The 25,432-nt window shown below is 74.2% G+C and carries 23 protein-coding genes and 1 tRNA gene; 12 read left to right on the forward strand and 12 right to left on the reverse strand.

The annotated features are described in order from the left end of the window. Positions 1-44 precede the first annotated feature (44 nt). Positions 45-800, forward strand: coding sequence for a 2-C-methyl-D-erythritol 4-phosphate cytidylyltransferase (locus tag M8316_RS20930; RefSeq protein WP_250051434.1), 756 nt, complete (start codon positions 45-47; stop codon positions 798-800). A 30-nt stretch (positions 801-830) separates the two neighbouring features. On the opposite strand, the gene M8316_RS01780 is transcribed toward M8316_RS20930, so the two are convergent. Next, positions 831-1,562, reverse strand: a complete 732-nt coding sequence (locus M8316_RS01780; protein ID WP_250051436.1) for an IspD/TarI family cytidylyltransferase — start codon at positions 1,560-1,562, stop codon at positions 831-833. 225 nt (positions 1,563-1,787) lie between these two features. Between M8316_RS01780 and nirD the strand changes: the two genes are divergently transcribed. Then, positions 1,788-2,153 carry a nitrite reductase small subunit NirD gene (nirD, locus tag M8316_RS01785; RefSeq protein ID WP_250051438.1) on the forward strand — a complete coding sequence of 122 codons (366 nt, stop codon included), beginning with the start codon at positions 1,788-1,790 and terminating at the stop codon, positions 2,151-2,153. Positions 2,154-2,177: 24 nt separating this feature from the next. Here the strand turns inward: nirD and M8316_RS01790 are convergent, their stop codons facing one another. Together M8316_RS01790 and ispF are read right to left on the reverse strand one after the other, a co-directional pair. Then, entirely contained in the window at positions 2,178-3,116 is a 939-nt protein-coding gene (locus M8316_RS01790; RefSeq protein ID WP_250051440.1) for an alpha/beta fold hydrolase, read from the reverse strand. Positions 3,117-3,177: 61 nt separating this feature from the next. Then, complete coding sequence (gene ispF / locus M8316_RS01795) at positions 3,178-3,666, reverse strand: 2-C-methyl-D-erythritol 2,4-cyclodiphosphate synthase (protein WP_308195940.1); 489 nt, start codon at positions 3,664-3,666, stop codon at positions 3,178-3,180. Between the two features lie 119 nt (positions 3,667-3,785). Here ispF and M8316_RS01800 point away from each other — a divergent pair, with 119 nt between their 5' ends. Next, complete coding sequence (locus M8316_RS01800) at positions 3,786-5,330, forward strand: molybdopterin-dependent oxidoreductase (protein WP_250051441.1); 1,545 nt, start codon at positions 3,786-3,788, stop codon at positions 5,328-5,330. Between the two features lie 48 nt (positions 5,331-5,378). Here M8316_RS01800 and M8316_RS01805 read toward each other — a convergent pair whose 3' ends face one another. Continuing rightward, positions 5,379-6,671 (reverse strand): C39 family peptidase, encoded by a 1,293-nt coding sequence (locus M8316_RS01805; protein ID WP_250051443.1) that lies wholly within the window; start codon positions 6,669-6,671, stop codon positions 5,379-5,381. Positions 6,672-6,876: 205 nt separating this feature from the next. Between M8316_RS01805 and cysS the strand changes: the two genes are divergently transcribed. The 3 genes from cysS to M8316_RS01820 all read left to right on the forward strand — a co-directional run bounded on the left by cysS (position 6,877) and on the right by M8316_RS01820 (position 11,250). Continuing rightward, positions 6,877-8,286 carry a cysteine--tRNA ligase gene (gene cysS / locus M8316_RS01810; protein WP_443689933.1) on the forward strand — a complete coding sequence of 470 codons (1,410 nt, stop codon included), beginning with the start codon at positions 6,877-6,879 and terminating at the stop codon, positions 8,284-8,286. A gap of 3 nt (positions 8,287-8,289) precedes the next feature. Further along, the gene (rlmB, locus tag M8316_RS01815; protein WP_250051447.1) at positions 8,290-9,240 is read left to right on the forward strand and encodes a 23S rRNA (guanosine(2251)-2'-O)-methyltransferase RlmB; all 951 of its coding nucleotides are present in this window, start codon (positions 8,290-8,292) and stop codon (positions 9,238-9,240) included. 228 nt (positions 9,241-9,468) lie between these two features. After that, complete coding sequence (locus tag M8316_RS01820; RefSeq protein WP_250051448.1) at positions 9,469-11,250, forward strand: metallophosphoesterase; 1,782 nt, start codon at positions 9,469-9,471, stop codon at positions 11,248-11,250. A gap of 18 nt (positions 11,251-11,268) precedes the next feature. On the opposite strand, the gene M8316_RS01825 is transcribed toward M8316_RS01820, so the two are convergent. Beyond that, positions 11,269-12,495, reverse strand: coding sequence for a DUF4032 domain-containing protein (locus M8316_RS01825; protein WP_250051449.1), 1,227 nt, complete (start codon positions 12,493-12,495; stop codon positions 11,269-11,271). 37 nt (positions 12,496-12,532) lie between these two features. Continuing rightward, positions 12,533-14,407: a glycoside hydrolase family 13 protein gene (locus M8316_RS01830; protein WP_250051450.1), complete on the reverse strand. Its 1,875-nt coding sequence runs from the start codon at positions 14,405-14,407 to the stop codon at positions 12,533-12,535. 116 nt (positions 14,408-14,523) lie between these two features. Here M8316_RS01830 and M8316_RS01835 point away from each other — a divergent pair. Next, a tRNA-Thr gene (locus M8316_RS01835) sits at positions 14,524-14,599 on the forward strand. 483 nt (positions 14,600-15,082) lie between these two features. Then, on the forward strand, positions 15,083-15,781 hold the full coding sequence (locus M8316_RS01840) for a hypothetical protein (protein ID WP_250051451.1): 699 nt from the start codon (positions 15,083-15,085) through the stop codon (positions 15,779-15,781). Positions 15,782-15,855: 74 nt separating this feature from the next. On the opposite strand, the gene pdxY is transcribed toward M8316_RS01840, so the two are convergent. Continuing rightward, entirely contained in the window at positions 15,856-16,719 is an 864-nt protein-coding gene (gene pdxY / locus M8316_RS01845; RefSeq protein ID WP_250051452.1) for a pyridoxal kinase PdxY, read from the reverse strand. Positions 16,720-16,784: 65 nt separating this feature from the next. Here pdxY and M8316_RS01850 point away from each other — a divergent pair, with 65 nt between their 5' ends. Beyond that, positions 16,785-17,735, forward strand: a complete 951-nt coding sequence (locus M8316_RS01850) for an aldo/keto reductase (protein ID WP_250051590.1) — start codon at positions 16,785-16,787, stop codon at positions 17,733-17,735. A gap of 21 nt (positions 17,736-17,756) precedes the next feature. Here the strand turns inward: M8316_RS01850 and M8316_RS01855 are convergent, their stop codons facing one another. The 5 genes from M8316_RS01855 to M8316_RS01875 all read right to left on the reverse strand — a co-directional run bounded on the left by M8316_RS01855 (position 17,757) and on the right by M8316_RS01875 (position 23,240). Continuing rightward, positions 17,757-18,572, reverse strand: coding sequence for a dioxygenase family protein (locus M8316_RS01855; RefSeq protein WP_250051453.1), 816 nt, complete (start codon positions 18,570-18,572; stop codon positions 17,757-17,759). 78 nt (positions 18,573-18,650) lie between these two features. After that, entirely contained in the window at positions 18,651-19,355 is a 705-nt protein-coding gene (locus tag M8316_RS01860) for a uracil-DNA glycosylase (protein WP_250051454.1), read from the reverse strand. A gap of 30 nt (positions 19,356-19,385) precedes the next feature. Further along, positions 19,386-20,663 (reverse strand): alpha/beta fold hydrolase, encoded by a 1,278-nt coding sequence (locus M8316_RS01865; RefSeq protein WP_272494470.1) that lies wholly within the window; start codon positions 20,661-20,663, stop codon positions 19,386-19,388. Positions 20,664-20,681: 18 nt separating this feature from the next. Next, positions 20,682-22,097: an alpha,alpha-trehalose-phosphate synthase (UDP-forming) gene (locus M8316_RS01870; protein WP_250051458.1), complete on the reverse strand. Its 1,416-nt coding sequence runs from the start codon at positions 22,095-22,097 to the stop codon at positions 20,682-20,684. A gap of 87 nt (positions 22,098-22,184) precedes the next feature. Continuing rightward, a complete protein-coding gene (locus M8316_RS01875) occupies positions 22,185-23,240 on the reverse strand; it encodes a Gfo/Idh/MocA family protein (protein WP_250051459.1) in 1,056 nt (351 codons plus the stop codon). A gap of 331 nt (positions 23,241-23,571) precedes the next feature. On the opposite strand from M8316_RS01875, the gene M8316_RS01880 reads away from it, so the two are divergent. The 3 genes from M8316_RS01880 (at position 23,572) to otsB (ending at position 25,383) form a co-directional block, all read left to right on the forward strand. Beyond that, on the forward strand, positions 23,572-23,865 hold the full coding sequence (locus M8316_RS01880) for a DUF3263 domain-containing protein (RefSeq protein WP_250051460.1): 294 nt from the start codon (positions 23,572-23,574) through the stop codon (positions 23,863-23,865). A 2-nt stretch (positions 23,866-23,867) separates the two neighbouring features. Beyond that, positions 23,868-24,428 carry a LytR C-terminal domain-containing protein gene (locus M8316_RS01885; protein WP_250051461.1) on the forward strand — a complete coding sequence of 187 codons (561 nt, stop codon included), beginning with the start codon at positions 23,868-23,870 and terminating at the stop codon, positions 24,426-24,428. 115 nt (positions 24,429-24,543) lie between these two features. After that, on the forward strand, positions 24,544-25,383 hold the full coding sequence (otsB, locus tag M8316_RS01890) for a trehalose-phosphatase (protein WP_250051462.1): 840 nt from the start codon (positions 24,544-24,546) through the stop codon (positions 25,381-25,383). Positions 25,384-25,432: the final 49 nt, after the last annotated feature.

Genomic DNA, 25,432 nt, shown 5'->3' on the forward strand with positions numbered 1-25,432 from the left:
GGACCCCGCGGCCGGGACGGTCGCGGGCTCGCTACCGTGGCCCCGTGGACGAGCGCGACGACGACGTCCGGTTCGACCTCTCCTTCGACGTCGACGCGGACCCCGGCACGGACGACGGCACCGCTGAGCCCCCGGACGAGGGTCCGGAGGACGTCGACGCGCTCGAGGACCCGTACGCCGACCTCCCGGACCCCGACGGGGCCGACGACGAGCCCGACGAGGGGGACGAGGACGAGGAGTGGGTCGAGCCGCCCGAGGCGCTGGCCGTGCTGCTCACCGACCACCGCGGCTCGCTGCCGTTCTCGCTCCTGCACGGCGAGGCGCTGGTGGCCTGCGCGGCGTGGGCGCTGGGTGAGTCCGGCGCGCTCCAGGTCGACGAGGGCACGGCCTGGCAGGCGCTCGTGGACGCCGAGGAGACCGTCGTCCTGCACGACGTGCTGTGCCCCATGACCCCGCCCTCCTTCCTGGTCGAGTGCGTCCGGCACTCCCAGGCGCACGGCGCGGTCGTCGTGGGCGTGCGGGCCGTGACCGACACCGTCAAGGAGGTGGACGAGGCGGGCGTGCTGGGCGAGACGGTCGATCGCGACCGCCTGCTGGCCGTCGCCTCGCCCGTGGTGCTGCCGCCGAGCGTCGTGGCCGCGCTGGACGACGGGCTGCCCACCGACGACCTGGCCGCGCTCGTGCCCCTGCTGGCCGCCCGCTGGCCGGTGCTCACGCTCGCGGCCCCGCCCCAGGCCCGCCGGGTGGCGGACGCCGACGACGTGGCCGTGCTGGAGGCGCTCACGCGCGGCGAGCGCTGAGCCCGCTTCCCCCTCGTCCGGGGTGGACGCTCAGCCCTGCGGGTGCAGGAGTCGCTCGGCCAGCGCCACGTCCTCGGGCCAGGTGACCTTGAGGTTGCGGGCCCCGCTCGGCACGACGACCACCGGCAGGCCGGTGAACCGGGCGAACGTGACGGCGGTGTCGGTGCCCCCGAAGCCCGCCTCCGCGGCCGCGGCGTAGGCGCCCAGCAGGTCCGCGGCGCGGAACGACTGCGGCGTCTGCACGCCCACGAGGGCGCCCACCGGCGAGGGGCGCAGGTCGCGGCCGACGAGGCCGGTCACGGGCGCGGCGGGCAGGGCGCCGCCGTGCTCGCGGGCCCGGGCCACGGTCTCGTCGAAGAGGGCGGACGCGGCCAGCGGCCGGGCGCCGTCGTGCACCGCGACCACGTCGACGCGGCCGGCGTCCACGTCGGCGCGCAGCGCTGCGAACGCCGCGTCCTCGGAGTCGTGCCGGGTGGCGCCGCCCTCCACCAGGCGCACCTCCGGTGCCCCCGGGGTGGGGCCGGCCGGCAGCCAGGGGCCGAGCGCCTCGGCCACCTCGGAGGCCTCGCCGGGCGCGGCCACGACGACCACGAGGCGCACGTCGGTCACCGCGAGGGCCGTGGTCACCGACCAGGCCAGCAGGGGGCGGTCCCCGAGCGGCAGGAGCACCTTGTTGCGGTCGGCGCCGACGCGGCTGCCGGAGCCCGCGCCAAGCACGACGACGGCGACGCCGGGGGCCGCGGAGGGGGAGGGTGCGAGCACGGTCGGAACGCTACCGCCGAGCGCGCCGCCCTCGCCCCGACGGGTGACACCGGCGCGTCAGGGCCGCCCGACGACCGCCTGGTCCCGCCGGGCCGTGAGGGCGCCGGGGAGGGTTTGCACGGACGTAACACTGTGAAACCTCCCGGGTACACGGCGGGCCCTAGTTTCGGCCCCGGGTCCGCGCATCGTCGGGCCCCGCGGACGACGCCGAGGGAGGGTGCTCGCGTGACACCCCGACGCGCGGCGAGCGAGGAGGGCTGGCAGCCGGTCTGCCGCCTCGAGGAGCTCGAGGTGGAGCGAGGCGCCACCGCCCTCGTCCACGGCCAGGCCGTGGCGCTCTTTCGCATGCCCGACGACCAGGTGCACGCCCTGGGCAACCACGACCCCTTCGGCCGCACCTCCACGCTGGCGCGCGGCATCGTCGGCGTCCGCGACGGCGTGCCGTTCGTGGCGTCGCCCTCGCACCGGCACGGGTTCGACCTGCGCACCGGCATCTGCCTCGACCAGCCCGGCGTCACCGTCCCCGCCTTCGAGGTCAGGGTGGACGGCGGCGTGGTGCTCGTCGGGGCGCGCAAGCACGTCGCGGCCTGACTCCCAGCCCGCGCGGCCGGGTGATCAGGCCGGCGCGGGCTCCGTGACGGCGGAGCGCACCGCCGCGTCCACGAGGGCGGCGAGCTGCTCGCTGACCACCGCGTCCCGCTCGAGCGGCAGGTAGTGGCCGGCGCCCGGCAGCACCAGCAGCCGTGCGCCCCGGATGCCCGAGGCGAGCCGGCGGCCGTGGGAGAGCGGCGTGAGCCTGTCGGCGGTGCCGACCAGGACGACGGTGGGCACGGCGTCCCAGGCGCGCAGCAGGTGCTCGCGGTCGTGCAGGCGCAGGTCGCGCACGAACCCGGCCATGGTGGCGGGGGAGGCGGCGGCCAGCTGGTCGGCGATGAGGCCGGCGTCGCGGGGGCGCACCGGGCTGCCGACGAGCATCCTGTCGACGACGGCCTGCTCCACCCGGGGCGAGCGGCGGCGGACGCCGGCCCGGGCGCTCAGGCGGCGTGCGCGGTGGCCGAGCACGGCGGGGAGCCTGTCGACGAGGTGCTCGCCGCCGGGGAGCCGGGCGGCCAGGCGGTCGATGCCGGCGCCGAGGTGACCGGCCGAGGTGGCCACCAGCAGCAGGCCGGCGGCGCGGTCCACCAGGTCCGGGCGGACGTCGGGCAGTGCCATGAGCGTCATGCCGCCGATCGAGTGGCCGGCGAGCACCAGCGGGCCGGCGGGGGCGAGCGCGTCCGCCACCGCCCCGAGGTCGCGGGCCAGGTCGGTGATCGTGCAGGCCGCCTCGTCCGGCACCTCGGAGCGGCCGTGCGCGCGGGCGTCCCAGGTGACCACCCGGACCCGTGCGCCGGGGTGGCCCGGCACCTCGCGGGAGAGCAGGGAGGCGACCTGGTAGTGCCACAGCTGCTCGTCGGCGGTCCAGCAGTGCGCGAGGAGCACGGTGACGTCGGCGTCGGCCGGGCCGTAGGCGGTGGCGTGCAGGCGCAGCCCGTCGTGGGTGAGCACGGTGGTCATGGGGCCTCCAGGGATGGGGGAGCGGCAGGGGGTGGGGGCGAGCGTGGGGGCGTCGGGTTGCTCAGACGGGGACGACGAGCGCGGTCGCGAGGGCGGCGACACCCTCGCCGCGGCCGGTGAGGCCGAGCCCGTCGGTGGTGGTGGCCGAGACGGTGACGTCGGCACCGGCGGCCGCGGAGAGCACCGCGGCGGCCTCGGCCCGGCGGGGCCCGAGGCGGGGGCGGTTGCCGATCACCTGCACCGCCACGTTGCCGATCTCGAAGCCGGCGGCGCGGACGCGGCGGGCGGTCTCGGCGAGCAGGGTCGCGCCGGACGCGCCGGCCCACTGCGGCTCGGCGGTGCCGAAGTTCGAGCCGAGGTCGCCGAGCCCGGCGGCCGAGAGCAGGGCGTCGCAGGCGGCGTGGGCCGCCACGTCGGCGTCCGAGTGCCCCTCGAGGCCCTGGGGCTCGTCGGGCCACGCGAGGCCACCGAGGTGCATGGGCACCCCGTCGACCAGGCGGTGGACGTCGGTGCCGATGCCGGTGCGAGGCAGTCCAGGAGGGAGGGTCACGCCTCGCATCCTGCCGCACCCGTGGCGCCGCGAGAACCTCTGCGGCGACCTTTATTGACATTTGTTCAACGAGTGGGCGCGGATGCACCGGGTGTGCACCGACCCGGCACACTGGAGGGGTGACTCCGCAGCAGCGCTACCTCTGGCCGGCCGCCGGGATCGTGACCCTCGTGGCTGGCCTGCTCACCAGCGAGGCCGCGGCGCGGCTGCTGTCGGTCCGCTCCTCGCCGGTCGTGGCGGTGGCCGAGTCGATCATCGAGGTGCTGCCCGAGGCCGTGGTCAAGCCCGCGATCAACCTCCTCCAGGAGCTCGACAAGCCGTTCCTGGTCGCCGTGATCCTCGTGGCCCTGCTGGCGTTCTCCGCCTTCGTCGGCCGCGTTGCCCGCGACTCCGGTGACGGCTCCGCGCAGATCGGCTTCGCGCTGCTCGGCGGGGTCGGCCTGGCGGCGGTGCTGTTCCGCGAGAGCGGCGTCGGGCCGGTGATCCCGGTCGCCGTCGGGGCCATCACCTGGGTGGTCGTGCTGCCGGTGCTGACCAAGCCGCTGCGCGAGGGCGCGATGCTCGCGGCCGGAGCCGGCGACGACGCGGACCGGCCGCTCGGGGAGTCACGCCGGGCCTTCCTCGTCCGCGCGGGCGTCGTGGGTGGCGTGGCCGTGCTCCTCGGCCTGGGCGGCTCGGTGCTCGGCGCCGGGCGCAGCGCCGTCGAGTCCGCGCGCCGCTCGCTGAGCCTGACCGGCGTCACCGACCCCGAGCCGCCGGCCGGGTCGTCCCTCGACGTCGACGACCTCGGCTCCTGGCAGACCCCGAACGACGAGTTCTACCGGATCGACACCGCCATCGCCGTGCCCACCGTCAGCCCGGACGAGTGGAGCCTGCGCATCCACGGCATGGTCGAGAACGAGCTCACGCTGACCTACGACGACCTGGTCTCCCGGTCGTTCACCGAGTCGTGGGTGACCCTGACCTGCGTCTCCAACCCGGTCGGCGGCGACCTGATCGGCAACGCCCGCTGGTCGGGCGTGCGGGTCGCCGACCTGCTGGCCGAGGCCGGCGTCACCGACGGCGCGGACGCGGTGAAGCAGACCAGCAGCGACGGCTGGACCTGCGGCACCCCGCTCGAGGCCCTCACCGACGACCGCGACGCGCTGCTCGCCGTCGCGATGAACGGCGAGCCGCTGCCGATCGAGCACGGCTTCCCCGTCCGCGTCGTCGTGCCCGGGCTGTACGGCTACGTCTCGGCGACCAAGTGGGTCACCGACCTCGAGGTCACCCGCTTCGCGGACTTCTCCGCCTACTGGACCGACCGGGGCTGGGCCGAGAAGGGCCCGATCAAGCTCGCCTCCCGGGTCGACGTGCCCCGCTCCGGCGCCTCGGTCGACGCCGGCACCGTCGCCCTCGGCGGCGTCGCCTGGGCGCAGCACACCGGCATCGAGGCCGTCGAGGTCTCCGTGGACGGCGGGGCCTGGCAGGCCTGCGACCTCGGCACCGTGCCCAGCGCGGACACGTGGGTCCAGTGGTCGGCCTCGGTCGACCTGGACGCCGGCGACCACACCGTCCGGGTGCGGGCCACCGACGCCGAGGGCACCGTGCAGGACTCGACCGTGCGCGACGTCCTGCCCGACGGCGCCACCGGCTACCACCAGGTCGACTTCACCGCCTCCTGACGCGGCCGGGGCTGAGTCGCTGGGTCGGGCGCTGGGTCAGGCACTGGGTCAGGCGAAGCTCGCGCCGCGCGGCATGGCGCGGCCGTCGCTGATCACGTACGCGGTGCCTCCCGAGGCCTCGAGCCACGCCCGCTCCAGCTGGCCGCGGTCGTAGGTGCGGCGCACGCCCTTGTTGCGGGCCGCGGCCGGGTCGTTGACCACGACGTCGCCGTCGGCCCGGAACCCGACCACGACCAGCAGGTGGCCGTTGCTCGCGGAGATGGGGGCGCCGTCGAGCTCGCCGGCCCCGAACGCGATCGAGATGACGACCGGCACCCCGGCGGCCACGAGCCGCTCGGCCGCACGCAGGTCGGCCAGCCGGGTCACGTACGACTCCTGGGTGTGCAGCCCGGCGTAGGCGGTGTTGAACGGCCAGTTGCCGGCGCCGCGGTAGCCGTGGTCGTAGACGCGCCGGGCCGTGTCGTCCACCCAGGGGTTGCGGTGGTCGTCGGCCACCCACGACCACTGGCGCGCGTTCGGCAGGGCGTCGTAGTAGGAGAGCACCATCGAGGTGGAGGTCGGCGAGCACCAGGACTCCCCACCGCCGCCGTACTGCGGGTAGTCGCCCTCGTGGATCATCTGGCTGTAGCGCGGCACGCGCAGCACCCGTCCGCCGTCCCGGGCGACCACACCGGGGGCGCTGGTGGCGGGCGTGCTCGCCGGCTGCCGGCTGACCACGGCGCCGACCGTGCTCAGCCGGGGCGAGGCGGTGCGGGCGCCGGCGCGGCGCAGCAGGCTCACCCGCAGCTGGTAGCCGCGCAGCCCGGCGGCCTCGCGGGCGACCCAGGTGTCGACGTTGACCGAGGCCAGGTCGTCGGCCTGGCCGGAGAGGGTGGTGCGCAGGACGTGCCGGTCCCCGGAGGTCCAGCGGGCCAGGGTGTCCCACGAGGACGTGGCCCCGTCGGCGTCCCGGCCGCGCACCTGCACCACCACCAGGCTGTCGCCGGGGGTGCGGGCGCGCCAGGAGGCGATCAGCTCCGTGAACCCGAAGGCGGTGGACTCCCACGGCGAGACCCAGCGCCCCACGTCGTACCGGGTGCCGCCGAGCCGGGTGCTGCTCGTCGGCTCGTCCAGCACCACGGCGCCGCGGGCGGTGCGGGTGCCGCTCAGGCGGCCGGCGCGGAACCCCGCCCCGTCGTCGGTCTGCCGGTAGCTGATCTTCGCGGTGCCCGCCCGGGCTGCGGTGGCGCCGTCGGCCGCCGTCGCGGACGTCGTGGTGGCAAGCGTGGCGGGCGTGAGCAGGGCGAGCGGCAGGACCAGCGCGAGGAGGGTCGGTGCCAGGCGGGGAAGGGGGGAGGGCACCGGTCGACGGTACGTCACATCCGTCCCGTGCGCCCCAGGTTCCTCGTCTGCTTCACCGAACCTTGTCGGGGTGGCGCGACGGCGCGGGGGTACGACCCACCACATTCGTGGTTCCGGGCGGTCGGAACCACGAATGTGGTGGGTCGTACCGGGGTGACCGGCGACGATGCGCACCGCACACGTCGGCACTCCTAGACTGGCCCGCGTGAGCCTGCGCCTGTACGACACCGCGACCCGCGACGTCCGCGACTTCACCCCTCTCGTCGAGGGGCGTGTCGGGGTCTACGTCTGCGGTCTCACGGTGCAGAGCGAGCCCCACGTGGGCCACGTGCGCTCCGCGGTGAACTTCGACGTGCTGCGCCGCTGGCTGGCGCACCGGGGCTACGCGGTCGACTTCGTCCGCAACGTCACCGACATCGACGACAAGATCCTCACCAAGGCCGAGGCCCACGGCGTGCCCTGGTACGCCCACGCCGCTGCGATGAAGCGCGAGCTCGACCGTGCCTACGCGCTGCTCAACGTCGCCCCGCCGACGTACGAGCCGCTGGCCACCGGCCACGTGCCCGAGATGCTCGAGCTGATCGAGCACCTCATCGAGCGCGGTCACGCCTACGCCGCGCCCGACGGCTCCGGCGACGTCTACTTCGACGTGCGCTCCTGGGCGTCCTACGGCGAGCTGACCCGCCAGGGCGTCGAGGACATGGAGGCCGCCGAGGACGCCGATCCCCGCGGCAAGAAGGACCCCCGCGACTTCGCCCTCTGGAAGGGCTGGAAGTCCGAGACCGAGCCGCGCACCGCGTCCTGGCCGAGCCCGTGGGGCCGCGGCCGCCCGGGCTGGCACATCGAGTGCTCGGCGATGGCCGGCAAGTACCTCGGCGAGGCCTTCGACATCCACGGCGGCGGGCTCGACCTGCGCTTCCCCCACCACGAGAACGAGCTCGCGCAGTCGCGCGCGGCCGGCCACGGGTTCGCGTCCTTCTGGATGCACAACGCCTGGATCACCACCGCCGGCGAGAAGATGAGCAAGTCGCTCGGCAACAGCCTCACGATCCCCGCGGTGCTGCAGCGCTTCCGTGGCGCGGAGCTGCGCTACTACGTGGTCGCCGCGCACTACCGCAGCCACGTGGAGTTCTCCTTCGAGGCGCTGGAGGAGGCCGCGAAGGGCTACCAGCGCATCGAGGCGTTCCTCGAGCGCGCGGACGCCGCCCTGGCCGCGCCGGTGGCCGCGGGCGAGGTGCCCGACGCCTTCGCCGCGGCGATGGACGACGACCTCGGGACGCCGGCCGCGACCGCCGTCCTCTTCGACACCGTGCGCGAGGGCAACCGGCTGCTGGCCGACGGCACTGACGTGACCGCCCAGGTCGCGGCCGTGCGGGCCATGTTGGGCGTGCTGGGTCTCGACCCGGCGGACGAGGCGTGGGGCCCTGCGGCCTCCGCCGGCGCGGACGAGGCCCTGACCTCGGCCGTGGACGCACTGGTCGCCGGGCTGCTGGAGCAGCGCGCGGCAGCCCGTGCGGCGAAGGACTTCGCCACCGCGGACGCGATCCGCGACCAGATCAAGGCGGCCGGCATCGAGGTCACCGACACCCCCGACGGTCCGAAGTGGAGCGTGTGAACCATGGCCGGTAACTCCCAGCGCCGAGGCGCCATCAAGAAGACGGGCAAGGGCAACCCCACCGCCGGCTCCGGCGGCCGCGTCCGCCGCGGGCTCGAGGGCAAGGGCCCGACCCCCAAGGCCAAGGACCGCCCGTACCACAAGGCGTTCAAGGCCGAGGCCGCCAAGCAGCGCGAGGCCAACAAGCGCCCGCAGCGCGGCGGTCGCAAGACCACCGACGTCGAGTGGATCGCCGGGCGCAACCCCGTCGTCGAGGCGCTGCGCGAGGGCGTCCCGGTCAACGCGGTCTTCGTGGCCGAGGGCGCCGAGCGGGACAACCGCCTGCGCGAGGCGTTCGAGATGGCCGCCGACCGCGGCATCGCGCTGATGGAGGTCAGCCGCACCGAGCTCGACCGGCTCACCTTCGGCGCCGTCCACCAGGGCCTCGCCGCGCGCATCCCGGCCTACGAGTACGCCCACCCGGACGACCTGCTCAACCGTGCCAAGGACGAGAACCAGCAGCCGCTGATCGTCATGCTCGACTCGGTCACCGACCCCCGCAACCTCGGCGCGATCGTCCGCTCGGCCGCCGCGTTCGGCGCCCACGGCGTCGTCATCCCCGAGCGTCGCGCGGCCGGCATGACCGCCTCGGCGTGGAAGACCTCGGCCGGTGCCGCCTCCCGCATCCCGGTCGCCCAGACCGTCAACCTGACCCGCCAGATCAAGGCCTACCAGGACGAGGGCTGCATGGTCGTCGGCCTGGCCGCCGACGGCGACGCGCAGATCACCGGCCTCGACCTCGCCGACGGCCCCCTGGTCGTCGTGGTCGGCTCCGAGGGCAACGGCATCTCCCGGCTCGTGGCCGAGACGTGCGACCAGCTCGTCTCCATCCCGATGGTGAACTCGGTGGAGTCCCTCAACGCCGGTGTCGCCGCGTCCGTCGCGCTGTACGAGGTCGCCCGCCTGCGCGGCTGACGTCACCGGTGATCGAGGTGTGAGGCCGGCTACGGCCGAGCCTCGAGATCGCCGCACCTGTCCGTGGCGCCCACCCTGTCCGTGGCGCGCGCCCTGGGTGGGTGCGGGCGTCTCGTGGCTCGTCGCCGGCGCTCCTCGCACCTCGGCGACCGGTAACGACCAGTACGTGTGACGCTTCCGTGAACGGATGCGCGGTCGTCGGGTGCGCGCGCGTACCGTGGACGGTCTATGCCGGACACCCCTGAGACCGAGCCGCAGGTCACCCCGGAACCTGCGGAGCCGGACGCCACCCAGCACCCCACCACCCACGCCGCGCACCACGCCCCCGGCCCGCACAGCCGGCGGCGCCGCACGGCGTTCATCGGCGTGCTCGCGGCGATCTGGCTGGTGGTGGCCGCGCCGGCGTCCGTGCTGATCTTCCTGGGCTCCGAGCGCGAGGTCAGCCTGGCCAGCCACGACACGGTGCTGACCCCGACGCTGAGCGGGTACGTCCTGCTGCGCACCGGCCCGGTGCTGCCGGACCTGCGCCTGGCCACCGGCACCCCGCTGGGCATCGACCTCCAGCTCGGCAAGACCGAGGCGTCCAGCACCTCCGAGCTGGTCAAGCGGTACGCCTACCTCGCCTCGGCGCCCGACGGCGTCGAGGCGAAGATTCGCGGCGAGCTGGTGGACCTGGCCCAGGAGTCGCTGCTGCGCGGCGCGGTCGTGGGCCTGCTCCCGGTCGTGGTGGTGCTCGTCCTGGGTCGCCGGCGCCGCGGTGAGCTGCGTCGGGCGATCCCGACCCGGCAGGGGGCGGTGGCCGGCGTCGTGACGGTGGCGTTGGTGCTCGGCTGGTGGCAGCCGTGGTGGCCGGACGACGGCCGGGTCACCGACGACCGCTCCTGGGAGAGCGTGCAGGACTTCCTGGGCGACGAGGTGACCCTGCCCAGCGCGGTGGCCGCCGAGCTCGACGGCGTGGAGATCCGCGGCGACGTGACCACCAACCAGACCCAGCGGCTCATCGAGTCCGCGATCGACACCTACGACAAGTCCAAGGCGTTCTACGACGCCGCGGCCGAGGACGCCGCCGACCTGCCGGTCCGCACCCCGCTCGAGGGCGAGCAGGTCGTGCTCCTGGTCTCCGACCGGCACGACAACGTCGGCATGGACGCCGTGGCCCGGGCGGTCGGGGACGCCGGCGGCGCCACCGCGGTGATGGACGCCGGCGACGACACGTCCACCGGCTCCACCTGGGAGGCGTTCTCCCTGGACTCCCTCCAGGCCGCCTTCTCCGACCTGCCCCGGTTCGCCGTCTCCGGCAACCACGACAACGGCACGTTCGTCTCCACCTACCTCGCCGACCGCGGCTGGACCGTGCTCGACGGCCAGATCATCGAGGGCCCGGCCGGCTCGACGCTGCTCGGCACCGCCGACCCGCGGGCCTCGGGCCTGGGCAACTGGCGCGACGAGTCGGGGCTGTCGTTCTCCGAGGTCGCGGACCGCATCGCCGACGCCGCCTGCGACTCCGAGGAGCGGGTCACCACGCTGCTGGTGCACGACGCGAACATGGGCGACCCGGCGCTGGAGCGCGGTTGCGTCGACCTCGTGCTCGGTGGGCACACCCACGTCGAGGAGGGCCCGACGGCCGTGCTCGGGGAGAACGGCGAGCTGGGCTACTCGTTCACCACCGGTACCACCGGCGGTGCCGCCTACGCGATCGCGCTCGGCTCCAAGCCGCGGCGCGAGGCGCAGATGACGCTGCTGACCTACCGCGACGGCGTGCCGGTGGGCATCCAGGGCGTGGTGCTGCAGACGGACGGCTCGTGGGACGTGGAGGACTACGTGCGGCTCAGCGGGCTCGACGCGGACGTCGACACCGCCACCGAGGAGGCCGAGGCGGCCGCGGAGGCCGAGGGCGAGGACCCGAACGAGGGCGTCGCCACGGACACGGTGCCCACCAGCTCGGGCGCGGCCACGGCGACGCCGGACAGCAACGACGGCCCGACCGAGAGCCCGTCCGCCACCCGCTGAGGACCGGAGGCGGGGCGCTCAGACCTCCGGCTGCTCGGCGTCGGGGTCGACGGCGAGCGCCTCCTCGGGCTTCTCGTGCAGCTGCGTGCGGATGTAGTCGGCCGCCGCGTCCCGGATGCGGACGTGGCGGCCCGCCTGCTCGGAGAGGTACCAGCGGTGCTCGAGCACCTCGTGGAAGAACTCGGCGGGCTCCAGCTTGCCGCGCTGGTCGGCCGGGATCATCGTGGTGACGGGCTCGTAGACCTCGCTCATCCAGCGGGCGGCCACGAGCGTGCGGTCCTCGCGGCCGAGGTCGCGGCTGGCGGTGTAGGCGGCGATGTCGTTGAGCAGCCGCCGGGCCTGGTTGTCCTCCACGTCCAGGCCGGTGAGCGACTGGAGCTCGCGCCGGTGGTGGCCGAGCTCGACGACGCGCGGGGAGATCCGCACCTCGTCGCCGTCGATGTCGGTGACGATGTCGAGCTCCTCGACGTCGAAGCCCATCGAGTTCAGGCGCTCGATGCGGGCCTCGATCCGCCAGATCTCGTCGGCGGAGAACGCCTCGGTGCCGGTCAGCTCGTCCCACAGCGCGGTGTAGCGGCTGCGCAGGAGGTCGACGACGTCCCACGGGTCGACGTCGTCGATGGCGCGCGAGGCCTGGAGGTCGAGCAGCTCGGCGAAGACGTTCTCGCAGGCCACGGTCAGGTCGTGCTCGCGCAGGGCCGGCGACAGGGTGGTCTTGAGCTCGCCGGTCTCGGCGTCGACCAGGTAGGCGGCCAGCTCGCCGGCGCTGCGCCGGAACAGCACGTTCGACAGCGACACGTCGCCCCAGTAGAAGTCGGTCAGGTGCAGGCGCACCAGCAGGACGACGAGGGCGTCGACCAGCTGCGGCAGGCTGGTGCGGCGGGCGCCGTGGGTGAAGAGGCTGCGGTAGGGCAGGGAGAACTGCAGGTGCTCGGTGAGCAGCGCCGCCGGCAGCGGCTCGCCGTCGGCGTCCACCCGGCCCGTGACGACGCCCTGGGGCACCACCGACGGGATCGCGATGCGCTGGAGGTCGCGCAGCATCTGGTACTCGCGGAACGCGATCGGCTCCTGGGTCTCCTTGACCGCGTAGACCCGCTGCCCGAGCCGCACCGTGCGCACCACGTGCCGCGACAGGCCGCGGGGCAGGGGGACGACGAACTCCTCGCCCCACTCCTCGAGCGGGGTCGACCACGGCAGCCGCACGATGGCCGGGTCCGGCCGGGCGGCGACGATCCTCAGTGCCACTCGGGCAGGGTACGCGGCGGCGCCGAGGATCTCCGCCTCACAGGCTCCAGACGGTGAGCCCCGGCCCGCCCGCGGGCAGCTGCACGGTGCCCTTGCGGACCTTCAGGTCGGCCGCGCCCTGCTCGGTGGAGAGCAGCAGGTCGCCGGCGAGCTCGTCGGCACCGGTGAGCATCGCGGACGCCGGCAGGGCCACCGCGTCGCCCGCGGCCCGGCGCGCGGCCACCAGCACCGAGCCGGCGGGGTGCTCGCGCACGAACACCAGGGTGTCGTCGTCCGCGTGGGCCCAGCGCAGGCTGCCCCGGGTCAGGGCGGGCGTGGAGGTCCGCAGCCCGGCCAGGGCGCGGTAGGCGTCGAGGGTGGCGGTGTCCCACGACTCGGGGCGGTGCCAGGGCATGGTGCGCCGGGAGTCCTCGCCGAGGACGCCCTCGAGGCCGATCTCGTCGCCCGCGAAGAGCATCGGCACGCCCGGCAGCGTGAACTGCAGGCCTGCGGCGACGCGGTGCACCGCCGCGTCCCCGCCCACCTGGGTGCGGATGCGGGCGGAGTCGTGGGAGCCGAGGATGTTCCACGACTGCGCGGTGGCGCGCCAGCCGTAGCGGGCGGCGAACTCGCGCAGGCTGGTGAGCACCTCCGAGCCGCCGCGGCGCGGCACCGCGAGCGGGCGGCCGAACGGGCGGGCGGGGGTGTCGGGGTGGCGCAGCCACGACCACACGGGCCAGGAGAAGCCGGAGTAGTTCATGGTGCCGTGCCAGCCGTCGCCGTCCAGGTCGGCGGATGCGTCGTGGTTGTGCTCGCCGATGACCCACGCGTCCGCGCGCTCGGCCTCGGCGGTGCGGCGCACCGCGCGGGCGGCGTCGTGGGCGCCGTCAACGACGCCGAGGCGGCCGGTCATGTTGGCGACGTCGATGCGCCAGCCGTCCACGTCGAACGGGGGCCGCAGCCAGCGGGCGACCACCGAGTCCGGGCCCTCGACCATCGCGGCGCGCATGTCGGCGTTCTGGTAGTTCAGCTTGGGCAGGGTGTGGTGGCCCATCCAGGTCTCGTAGCCGCCTTGCGGGCGGAAGCAGTACCAGTCGCGGGTGGGGGCGTCCTCGTCGGCGGCGGCCTGCTGGAACCACTCGTGGGTGTCGCCGGTGTGGTTGGTGGTGAGGTCGCCGAGCAGTCGCATGCCCTTGTCGTGCACCGCGTGCGAGAGCCGCTCGAACGCCTCGTCGCCGCCGAGCAGCGGGTCGATGCCGTCGAAGGTGGAGGCGTTGTAGCGGTGGTTGGACTCACCGGGGAACACCGGCGTCGTGTAGAGCACCGTGACGCCCAGGTCGGCGACGTGGTCGAGGTGCTCGGTGACGCCGTCGAGGTCGCCGCCGAAGAACTGCAGCGGGGTGCGGGGGTCGGTGCCCTCGAAGACGACCGTGTCGTCCCACGCGGCCGGCACGGCCCAGTGCGGGGTCGGACGCTCGTCGGCGGCCGCGGAGCGGGCGAACCGGTCGGGGAATATCTGGTAGACGACCGCCTCGCGGCCCCAGGCCGGTGCCTCGGCGTGGGTGGAGAGCTTGAAGTCGAGCGCGTCGGCCGGGTCGTGGGTGACCACCCCGGCCGCCGTCAGCCAGGACTGGTTCTCCTCGGCGTCGGCCAGCAGGAACCGGTAGTGGGTGACCGGGTTGTGCACCGGCAGCTCGCCCTCCCACCACGTCGACCCCGCGGGCAGGCCGTCACGCTGCACCTGGACGCACTGGTGGTAGACCGGCTCGGCGTCGTACGTCGTCCGGATCCACATCTGGGTGGTCGGGTCGTCGGGGTCGGTGCGGACGCGCACCTTGACCGCCCAGCCGATCGTCGGGGTCTCGGCGTCGCAGTAGAGCGGGGACCCGTCGTGGTGGGGCTGGCGGAGCAGGTCGGTCAGCGCGTCGGTCATGGCGACACTGTGCCGAACCCGTGTGTCGCGCGGGTGACCGGGCGGGTGAGTGCTCGGTCACCGGACACCCGCCGCTATCCTGCTCCGCGACCCGGCGGTGCGTGCCGACCGGGCTCGCCGGTGTAGCTCAGTTGGTAGAGCGCCTTACTTGTAATAAGGATGTCGCGGGTTCGACTCCTGTCACCGGCTCCACCCCTGCCGATAGTGCGCGACGAAATGGCTGTGTTCCCGGCCGTTCGTGGTGCTTTTCGTCGCGCACTATCGGCAGCTCCCGCCTGGCCTGTGGACGAACACCGACGACGGCCCACCACGGGGCATGACTCCTGCATGTCACAGGACGGTGCAGCGCCGGGGAGCGAGCGGGGGCTGGTCGCCCCCGTTCCGGTCGACCCTGCCGGCAAGAACGGTCCGACCCGCGGACAGGCCCGGGGACGCGGGTGGCGGCGGTCCGGGCACGGGCTGTACGTGCCCGCCGAGGTACCGGTGACGGTGGACCAACGGATACTCGAGGTGGGCGTCCGGCTGCCCGGACGGGGCGCCGGCCTGACGGGCTGGGCAGCACTGCGCTGGCACGGTGGAGGTCGCTGGTTCACCGGGACCTCGGCGGACGGAGCATGGCTCGACGTCCCGGTGGCGCTCGCACGGATGTCCGTCCGGCCCCAGCCTGGGATGTGCGTGACCCGTGAGCGGATGGACGAGGGGGCGACCACCATCCTCGATGGCATCCCCGTGCACACGCCGGACCGCGCCGTGGGCTGGGCGGCTCGCTACGCCGCGACCCTGACCGAGGCCGTCGTGCTGGTCGACATGGCGCTGGCAGCGGACCTGGTCACGCTGGACGACCTCGTGCTCTGGTGTGCACTCCACCCGAGCTGGACCGGCATCGAGCAGGCACGTCAGGCCCTGCTCGTCTCGGACGAGAACTCGTGGTCTCCCCAGGAGACACGCCTCCGCCTGCGTTGGCTGGACGCCCGTCCGTCGGCGCGTCTGGTCACCAACCGTCCGGTCTTCGACCGCGCCGGGCAGCACGTCGCCACGCCCGACCTCCTGGACCTGGATGCCGGCGTGGCCGGCGAGTACGACGGCGATTCCCACCTGGACCGCGGCCGGCGTGCCGGCGACCTGGCGCGCCTGGCCCGGATGCGCTCGCTCGGGCTCGAGGTCGAGACCTTCGTGGCGGGAGACCTGGCGGCGCGTGGCCCGATCGTGGGGCGTCTGGGCGCTGCGTACGCGCGGGCGATCCGGTCAGGGGTTCGGCGTGAGTGGACCGTGACCCCTCCGCCGGGGTGGACGAGCACCAGCACCGTCGAGGAACGACGAGCGCTCACAGCGTCCCAGCAGCAGCGGTTCCTGGGCTACCGGCGTGCGGCGTGAGTGGCCGATAGTGCGCGACGAAGTGGCTGCCTCGGAGACCGAAACCGGTGCTTTTCGTCGCGCACTATCGGCCGCTACCGCAGGCGGGTGGCCGCGGGGACGGGGGAGGGGGAGGCGAAGGCGTCCTGGGCGGCGACGAGCTGGATCTCGCGGGTGCCGGCGGCGAGGGTGGCGTCCAGGACGGACGCGACCGCGGCAGTGGTGAGCTCGACGGCGCGGGCGACGGAGCGGGTCGAGTGCCAGTGGGCCAGGAACAGCGCGGCCGTGACGTCGCCGCACCCGTTGGGGGTGATGGGCAGCTGCGGGGTCGAGACCAGCCAGGCGCCGGAGTCGTCGACCGCGACGACGTCCAGCGTGCCGGGGGCGGTCTCCTGCGTGAGCACCGAGGTGACCAGGACGGTGCGGGGCCCGCGGGCCCGGACGGCGTCGACCGCGTCCAGCAGCGCGGCGCGGGTGCCCACGCCGTCGCAGGTGGTGGCGCCGGCGAGGAAGTCCAGCTCGAAGTGGTTGGGGGTGAGCAGGTCGGCGGCCGGCACGACCTCGTCACGCAGGTACTCGGGGATGCCCGGGAGCACGAACATGCCACGGCCCACGTCGCCCATCACCGGGTCGCAGCAGTAGACGGCATCGGGGTTGAGCGCCTTGACCTTGGCGACGGTCTCGAGGATCACCGCGCCCACGCCCTGGTTGCCCTGGTAGCCGGTGAGCACCGCGTCCGCCGTGCCCAGCACGCCGCGGTCCTCGATGCCGGCGATCACCTCGGCCACGTCCTCGGCCGGCAGCACCGGGCCGCGCCAGGCGCCGTAGCCGGTGTGGTTGGAGAAGTGCACCGTGAGCACGGGCCACACCTCGTGCCCCAGCCGCTGGAGGGGGAAGACGGCCGCGGAGTTGCCGACGTGGCCGTAGGCCACCGAGGACTGGACGGACAGGATGCGCACCCGCCCATCCTGGCGCATGAGCCGACGCCCGAGCGGGGCGGCGTAGGTTCGAGCCCGTGAGCGACATGACCTACCGCCCGCTGGGCGACTCCGGCCTGATGGTGAGCGCGGTCGGCATCGGCTGCAACGCGTTCAGCCGACGCGTCGACCTCGACGGCGTCCGCGGCATCCTCGACGCCGCCACCGACGTCGGCGTCACCCTGCTCGACACCGCCGACATCTACGGCAACCCGCCCGGCGGCTCCGAGGAGCTGCTCGGCCAGGCGCTCCAGGGCCGCCGCGACGACTTCGTGCTGGCCACCAAGTTCGGCATGGACATGCAGGGCGCCAACGGCGAGGACCACGGCGTCCGCGGGTCACGGCGCTACGTGCGCCGGGCGGTCGAGGCCAGCCTGCGCCGGCTGCGCACCGACCACATCGACCTCTACCAGCTGCACCGGCCCGACCCGGTGACCCCGATCGAGGAGACCCTCTCGGTGCTCACCGACCTCGTCCACGAGGGCAAGGTCGGCTACCTCGGCATCTCCAACGCCGCGGGCTGGCAGGTCTCGGACGCGGCGTGGACGGCCCGCTCCGGAGGGCTGGAGCCCTTCGTGTCGGTGCAGAACCAGTACTCGCTGCTCGACCGCACCGTCGAGGCCGAGGTCGTCCCGGCCTGCGAGCACCACGGTCTCGGGCTGCTGCCGTTCTTCCCGCTCGAGCGCGGGCTGCTCACCGGCAAGTACCGCCGGGGCGAGGCCGCCCCCGCCGGCAGCCGCGCCGCCGCCGAGCCCGACCGCGCCGGCTGGCTCGGCGAGGCCCCGTGGGACCGGATCGAGGCACTCGAGGCCTTCGCCGCCGCCCGCGACGTGAGCGTCCTGGACGTCGCCGTCGCCGGCCTGGCCGCGCAGCCGGCCGTGGCCTCGGTCATCTCCGGGGCCACTTCGGGCGAGCAGGTGCGGGCCAACGCGGCCGCGCTGCGCTGGGAGCCGACCGCCGCCGATCTCGTCGAGCTGGACGAGATCACCGTCGGCTGACGCCGCCGGCGCAGGAGGGGCTCAGGCGACCTGCAGCGACCGCTTGGACAGCCCCATCCAGAACTCGCCGGTCGAGCCGATGACCTGATCGCCGGGGGTGCCGGCGTCCGAGGCCGCGCCCAGGGTGACGAACAGCGGCGAGTAGTGCTCGACCGTGGGGTGGGCGTAGGGCATGCCCGGTGCGACGTCCTTGAACCGCGCCAGCTCGTCCACGTCGCCCTGGGCCATCGCCTCGCCGGCCCAGGAGTCGAACTCCTTCGACCAGCCCGGGGCCTTGGCCTCGATGCGGAAGTCGCGCAGGAACGGCAGGCCGTGGGTGAGGAAGCCGGAGCCGACGATGAGGACGCCCTCGTCGCGCAGCGGACGCAGCCGCTCGCCGATCTTGAGCAGCCGCTCGGGGTCGTGGGTGGGCAGCGACATCTGCAGCACGGGGATGTCGGCCTCGGGGTACATGAGCTTCAGCGGCACCCAGGCGCCGTGGTCGAGGCCGCGGGAGCGGTGCTGGTGCACGGTCTCGTTGTCGGCCATCATCGCGGCCACCTGGTAGGCGAGCACCGAGGCGTCCGGGGTCGCGTACTGCTCGCGGAAGTACTTGGGGTCGAAGCCGCCGAAGTCGTAGATCAGCGGCACGTTGCTGGCCGAGAGGGTCAGCGGCGCGGACTCCCAGTGGGCGCTCACGATCAGGATCGCCTTCGGGCGGGGCAGGTCCCGCGCCCAGGCCTTGAGCTGGGCGCTCCACACCGGGTCGTCCAGCAGCGGCGGGGCGCCGTGGCCGATGAAGAGGGCCGGCATGCGGCCCTCGGGGGCGGTCTGCGGGTCGATCGTCTGCGAAGTCATGTCCACCTCAACTCGTTGATGGTTCAACTTTAATCCCTGACGAGTCAGGTAGTCCAGCCATCGACGAGCAGCAGTGCCTCAGCCGGCCGCGTGGTCCAGCGGCAGCCGCCAGTCCACGGGCTCGCCGCCGGCGTCCGTCAGCATCTGGTTCACCTTCGAGAACGGGCGCGACCCGAAGAACCCGCGCGAGGCCGAGAGCGGGGACGGGTGGGCCGAGCGCACGCAGGGTGTGCCGGCCAGCATCGGCTCCAGCGACTGCGCGTCCCGACCCCAGAGGATCGCCGCCAGCGGCCCGCCACGCTCGACCAGCGCCTCGATCGCGCGCTGGGTGATCGCCTCCCAGCCCTTGCGCCGGTGCGAGGCCGGCTGCCCGGGCTCGACCGTGAGGCACCGGTTCAGCAGCATGACGCCGGCCTCGGTCCACGGGGTCAGGTCGCCGTTGCGGGGCACCTCGACGCCCAGGTCGTCCTTGAGCTCGGAGTAGATGTTCACCAGGCTGCGCGGCAGCGGCCACACGTCGCGGTCCACCGCGAACGACAGGCCGATCGGGTGCCCCGGCGTGGGGTAGGGGTCCTGCCCCACGATCAGCACCTTCACCCCGGCCAGCGGCGCCCGGAACGCCCGGAACACGTTCTCCCCGGCCGGCAGGTAGTGCCGCCCCGCGGCCAGCTCCTCGCGCAGGAAGCGGCCCATCGCCGCCACCTGCGGCTCCACCGGTGCCAGTGCCCGCGCCCAGTCCTCGGCCATCAGACCCTTGTCCACCAGCCCCGTCAGCGCGCTCATGCGCCGAACCTACCGAGGGTGCCGCCGACCTCAGTCGCGGGAGCCGGGCGCCAGGTCGCGGGAGGAGGACGAGGAGTAGCGCCGCGTCGGGTTCGAGCCGATCCGGTCGGCCGACGCGGAGGCCGTCTTCTTGGAGGCCGTCTTCTTGGTGGTCGCCTTCTTCGTGGTCTTCGTCGTGGTGGCCGCCCTCGGGCGCCGACCCCGCGCAGGCCCGGACGCCGGCGGCGTCGCCGCGTCGTGCGCGGCGAACCACTCGTCGAGGACCGGCCACGTGCCGGTCGCGGCACCCCGCCCCGTCAGCTGTCCGAGGTGCCCACCGGGCACGATCTCCCACCGCGCCTCGGGGGCGCCGGTGAGGGCGTCGACCAGCGAGCGGACGGCCTCGGGCGGCACGATCGCGTCCGTGGCACCGGCCACCGCCAGGGTCGGCACGCGCACGGTGGCCGGCGAGACCGCGGCGTCGCCCTCGCGCACCAGCGGCCCCAGCAGCCGGTGGTAGGCCTGGCCGTAGGTGCGACCGGCGTACTCGTGCTCCGCGAGCCCGGCGCGCGCGATGCTGGCCGAGGCGTCGCGTCGCAGCGCCTCGACCGCCTCCAGCTGCGCCAGGTAGGTGGGGTCGTCCAGGCGGCTGGCGGCGGTCAGCGGGGCGCCGACCACCGTGTCCACCAGCCGGCTCTCGAGGGCCGCCCGGGCGCCCGGCACGGCCGAGCCGACCCCGGTGGTGACCCGCCAGCCGAGCCGCACGGCGCCCTCGGAGGAGTCCAGCAGTGGGCGCGCGGGCACCGAGAGCGGCACGGCGTCCAGCGACCAGGGCGTGCCGAGCGTGGTGAGGGAGGCCAGCGGCAGGTCCTGCGACGCGGCGGCCAGCACGCCCAGCGCACCGCCCAGCCCCCAGCCCAGCAGGTGCACCGTGCCGGTGCCCGAGGCCCGCGCGGCGGCCCGGACGCACTCGGCCACGGCGGGCAGCCGCTCGAGCAGGTCGACGCGGGGGTCCAGCGGCTCGGGCAGCTCCACGAGGAACGTGGTGCGACCGGTGCCCAGCAGGTGCTCGACCAGCGAGCAGCCGCGGCGCAGGTCGTAGACGCGGCCCGGGGCGGCGGGAGGGCCCACCAGCACCACCGGGGCGCCCCCGGCGGCCGGCCCCGTGGGGCTCGCGCCGTCGTGCCGGACCAGCACGCCGCCGTCGTCCGTGCCGAGGAGCACCGTGGCGGGCTGCGGGGTGAGGTCCGCGAGGCCGCGGCGCACGGCCAGCCGGCCGAGGGTGGTGGCAGCGGTGCTGAGCTGGCCGAGGCTGGGCAGCAGGTCCATGACTCGGCAACGTACCCGTCAGGCGGTCGGGCGCGGCTCCTTCTCGTGGGTGCCGACCTGGGAGAGGGCGAGCAGGAAGGAGTCCGCCCACGCCTTGACGTCGTTCTGGGTGACCGTCTTGCGCATCGCCTTCATCCGCTTCGACGACTCCTTCGGGGAGGCGTCGTAGGCGTCGCGCAGCGCCTGCTTCATGCCGTTGATGTCGTGCGGGTTCACCAGGTAGGCCTGGCGCAGCTCCTCGGCGGCGCCGGCGAACTCCGAGAGCACCAGCGCGCCGTCGTTCTCGAAGCGGGTGGCGACGTACTCCTTGGCGACCAGGTTCATGCCGTCGCGGTACGGGGTCACGACCATGATGTCGGCCATCCGGTACAGCGCGGCCATCTCGGCGCGCGGGTAGGAGGAGTGCAGGTAGTGGATGGCCGGGCGCCCGATCTCGCCGAGGTCGCCGTTGATCCGGCCCACCAGCCGCTCGATCTCGTCGCGCAGGATGCGGTACTCCTCGACCTGCTCGCGCGAGGGCACCGCGACCTGGACGAACACGGCGTCCTCGACGCCGAAGTGCCCCTCCTTCATCACCTCGGAGAAGGCGCGCAGGCGGGCGAAGATCCCCTTGGTGTAGTCGAGCCGGTCGACACCGAGGAAGACGGTGCGCGGGCTGCCCAGCGCCTCGCGGATCTCCTCCGCCCGGGACTCGACCTCGGGGTCGCGGGCCATGTCCTCGAAGCCCTTGGCGTCGATGGAGATCGGGAAGGCGGCGGCGCGGACGGTGCGGCCGTCGGGCAGGTAGACGAGGTCGCGGTGCGTCTTGTGGCCCACGCGCTGGCGCACGAGGCGGACGAAGTTCTGGGCCGCGCCCGGCAGCTGGAAGCCGACCAGGTCGGCACCCAGCAGGCCCTCGAGGATCTGGCGGCGCCACGGCAGCTGCTGGAACAGCTCGGCCGGCGGGAACGGGATGTGCAGGTAGAAGCCGATGCGCAGGTCGGGACGCAGGTCGCGGAGCATCTGCGGCACCAGCTGCAGCTGGTAGTCCTGCACCCACACCGTCGCGCCCTCGGCGGCCAGCGACGCGGCCTTCTCGGCGAAGCGGCGGTTGACCGAGACGTAGGAGTCCCACCACTCGCGGTGGAACTCCGGCTTCACGACGACGTCGTGGTAGAGCGGCCACAGGCAGCCGTTGGAGAAGCCCTCGTAGAAGAGCTCGATCTCCTCGGCGCTCATCGACATCGGCGCGAGGTCGAGGCCGTCGGCCTGGAACAGCTCCTCGTCGCCGTCCGTGCCGCCGGGCCAGCCGATCCACACGCCGTGGTTGCTGCGCATGACGGGCTCGATGGCGGTCACCAGGCCGCCCGGGGACGTGCGCCAGCCGTTGCTCCCGTCCGGCAGCTTGATCCGGTCGACGGGCAGTCGGTTGGCCACGATCACGAGGTCGAACACGCCTCCACCCTAGTCAGACGCGTGTCGCCGACGTGTCGCCCGGCCGGGTGTCGGACGACGGATCGAGGCCCGGCCCGTCAGGGCGCGTCAGGAGGGGTCGTCGGGGAAGGTGACTCCCGTCTGGGCGCGCACCTCGTCCAGCATCCGCATGATCGTGAGGGTCTGCGCGTGCGGCACCAGGCTGCTCTCGCGGGCCCCGGCGGCCAGGCAGCGGGCGACCTCGACGAGCTCGTGGCAGTAGCCCTGCCCGAGCACCGGCTCGGCGGGCACGATCTCGCGGGGTGCGGCCTCGACGAGCAGGTCGCCGTGGGAGGCCTCGACGTCGACCTCGTGGAACCAGGCGTGCTCGGGGTGGTGGAAGTAGCCGTCGAAGGTGACGCGGCCGGTGTCGGTCTCGAGCACGGCGCCGCCGTCGCAGAAGGACGTCATGGAGGCCGACATCAGTGACAGCGCACCGCTGGTGTGCCGGCCGGAGACGGCCATGTCGAGGTCGACCCCGCCCTCGGAGAGGTCGGCGACCGCCGCCATCGACGCGGGCTCGCCGAGCATCAGCGTGGCCAGCGTGAGTGGGTAGATGCCCATGTCGAGCCAGGCGCTGGCGCCGAGCGCGGGGTCGACGAGGCGGCTCTCGGGGCCGGCGTGGACGACGAAGCCGAGGCCGGCGCGCAGCCGCCGCGGGGTGCCCAGCACGCCGGAGGAGACCTCCGCGAGCACGGCCCGGATCACCGGGTGGCAGGCCGTCCACATGGCCTCCATGAAGAACAGGTCCTTCTCGCGGGCCAGCGCGACCATGGCGGCGGCGTCGCCCTCGCGCAGCGCGACGGGCTTCTCGCACAGGACGTGCTTGCCGGCCTCCAGCGCCATCCGCACGTGCTCGAGGTGCATCGAGTGCGGGGAGGCGACGTAGACGACCTCGACCTCCGGGTCGGCCACGAGGTCGGCGTAGGAGCCGTGGGGCGTGGCGCCCGGGGCGTGCGCCTCGGCGAAGGCCTCGGCCGAGCCCGTGCTGCGCGAGCCGACCGCCACGATCCGGTGCTCGGGCAGGAGGGCGAGGTCGCGGGCGACGTTGCGGGCGATGGTGCCGGTGGCCAGGAACCCCCAGCGCAGCGGGTCGGTGGCGGTGGGTGCGGTGCGGGCGTCCATGACGCACACCCTGCCACCTGCCCTGCCCCGGCCCGCCGCTGCCGGGGCGGTGGTCAGCGCGGGTCGTCGGGGAGCCGCACGCCGCCTGGGCCCGCGTGGTCCGGCTCACGTGCCGGGCGGCCTCGCTGCAGGCCGACGTGCGGCCCCGTCGGCCGGCCGGGGACCGTGGTGGGCGCAGCGACACGTCCCCACGCCGTCGTCCGAGGAATCACAGGTGTGTAGTTCGGTTGCGCTACCGTGGACGTGCAGGTGAGAGAGGCTTTCACAGGGCTCTCACCAGCATCGTGAGCACCGCCAGTCACACCAGTACCAGCAGGGGAGCAAGGGACGCATGGAGCCTCAGCGGGACGACGCACAGGTCGCCGGGGACGCCTCGGGCCTGAGCGCGCGCGACCTCGAGATCCTCGAGTTCGAGCGGCTCTGGTGGAAGTACGCCGGTGCCAAGGAGACGGCCGTGCGCGAGAAGTTCGGCATGAGCTCCACGCGGTACTACCAGGTGCTCAACGCGCTCATCGACCGGCCGGAGGCCCTCGAGGCCGACCCGCTGCTCGTGCGCCGGCTGCGCCGCATGCGTGCCGCGCGGCAGCGCCAGCGCTCCGCCCGCCGCCTCGGCTTCGAGATCTGATCGTGGGTCCGCGCAGCCACGAGGCGCCGGACCGCGGTGCGGTGCTCCCCACCCCCGTCCTGCTGCTCTCCCTCGCCGCGCTCGTGCTCGCCGGCGTCGCGTGGGTGACCACGAGCGGCTCGGACGAGGCGGAGCGGGAGATCACCACCGCCTCCGACGCCTCCATCTCGGCGACCGCCGACCCATCCGCCTCGGCCAGCGACGGGTCCTCCGCCGGTGCGGGTGAGGAGAGCGAGGCGGCCGAGCCGTCCGAGGAGCCGAGCGCGACAAGGACGCGCAAGCCGGTCAACCGGTCCAAGACCTACGTCGAGGTCTACAACAACTCCTCCATCAGCGGCCTGGCCGGCGAGGTCGCCACCTCGGCCACCGACGTCGGCTGGAACGTCGTCGGGGCCGACAACTGGTACGGCACCATCCCGGCCAACACCGTGTACTACCCGGCGCGGCTCCAGCGGGAGGCGAAGCTGCTGGCGCGCGACCTGGGCATCGACCGGGTCGTCACCGCCTCGGACCCGATGAAGATGGACCGCCTCACCGTCATCCTCACCGGCGAGCTGGACTGAGCCCGGCCGGGCGGTGAGACCCCGCCCACACGCCACGCCGCGGGGGAGCGGGGGTCGCGGCCCATCTGCCGATCAGGGGACGCGCGCGAGCGCGGCTCGTGTGACCCTGTTCGACATGGAGTTCACGAACGCCGACGCCGAGCGTCGCTGGAGCGACCTGCTGACCGTGCTGGACGGCACGGTCGTGGGCCTCGACTTCGACGGCACGCTGGCGCCCATCGTGGACGACCCCACCTCCGCTGGCATCCATCCCGACGCCCACGAGGCCCTGGCGACGCTCGCCCCCCACGTGGCGGGCGTCGCGATCATCACCGGCCGCCCCGCCGAGCAGGTGATCGGCCTCGGCGACCTCGACGCGCTGGCCGACCGGCTCGCCGCCGCCGGCACCGAGCTGTTCCTGTTCGGGCAGTACGGCAACGAGCGATGGCGTGGCGGCCACCGCGAGATCGACACCCCGGAGCCGCCGGAGGGCCTGCGCGAGTTCGTCGACGCCCTGCCCGACCTGCTCGAGGAGAAGGACGCCGACGGCGCCTTCGTCGAGGAGAAGGGGCTGGCCGTCGCGGTGCACACCCGCCGCCTGGCCGAGCCCGAGGCCGCCTTCGAGCGGTTGCTGGACCCGCTGACCGCGCTGGCCGAGGAGCACGACCTCGGCGTGGAGCCGGGACGCAACGTCGTCGAGGTCCGGGCCCCCGGGGTGCACAAGGGGATGGCCGTGGCCGAGATCGCCCAGCGCCTCGGCGCGCGTGGCTTCCTGTTCGCCGGGGACGACCTGGGTGACGTCGAGGCCATGAAGCAGCTCGACGTGCTGGCCGAGGACGGGCTGCGGGTGCTCAAGGTCGCCTCCGCCTCGCCGGAGCAGCAGGCGCTCGTCGAGCTGGCGGACGTCGTCGTGAAGGGCCCCGACGGGGTGGTCGACCTGCTCACGCGGCTCGCGCACGACGCCGCCGAGCGCTGAGCCCGCCCCGGTTCGCCTGGGTTTGCCTGGCCCGGCCCGGGTTCGGCTC

Origin of the sequence: Nocardioides bruguierae (assembly GCF_023554635.1) — a bacterium.
Lineage (GTDB): Bacteria > Actinomycetota > Actinomycetes > Propionibacteriales > Nocardioidaceae > Nocardioides > Nocardioides bruguierae.

Coding starts and splice junctions, on each gene's coding strand:
- M8316_RS01790 (WP_250051440.1), bottom strand. CDS start 3,116: ATGACCACCGTGCTCACCCACGACGGGCTGCGCCTGCACGCCACCGCC.
- rlmB (WP_250051447.1), top strand. CDS start 8,290: ATGGCCGGTAACTCCCAGCGCCGAGGCGCCATCAAGAAGACGGGCAAG.
- M8316_RS01820 (WP_250051448.1), top strand. CDS start 9,469: ATGCCGGACACCCCTGAGACCGAGCCGCAGGTCACCCCGGAACCTGCG.
- M8316_RS01830 (WP_250051450.1), bottom strand. CDS start 14,407: ATGACCGACGCGCTGACCGACCTGCTCCGCCAGCCCCACCACGACGGG.
- M8316_RS01850 (WP_250051590.1), top strand. CDS start 16,785: ATGACCTACCGCCCGCTGGGCGACTCCGGCCTGATGGTGAGCGCGGTC.
- M8316_RS01855 (WP_250051453.1), bottom strand. CDS start 18,572: ATGACTTCGCAGACGATCGACCCGCAGACCGCCCCCGAGGGCCGCATG.
- M8316_RS01860 (WP_250051454.1), bottom strand. CDS start 19,355: ATGAGCGCGCTGACGGGGCTGGTGGACAAGGGTCTGATGGCCGAGGAC.
- M8316_RS01865 (WP_272494470.1), bottom strand. CDS start 20,663: ATGGACCTGCTGCCCAGCCTCGGCCAGCTCAGCACCGCTGCCACCACC.
- M8316_RS01875 (WP_250051459.1), bottom strand. CDS start 23,240: ATGGACGCCCGCACCGCACCCACCGCCACCGACCCGCTGCGCTGGGGG.
- M8316_RS01880 (WP_250051460.1), top strand. CDS start 23,572: ATGGAGCCTCAGCGGGACGACGCACAGGTCGCCGGGGACGCCTCGGGC.
- otsB (WP_250051462.1), top strand. CDS start 24,544: ATGGAGTTCACGAACGCCGACGCCGAGCGTCGCTGGAGCGACCTGCTG.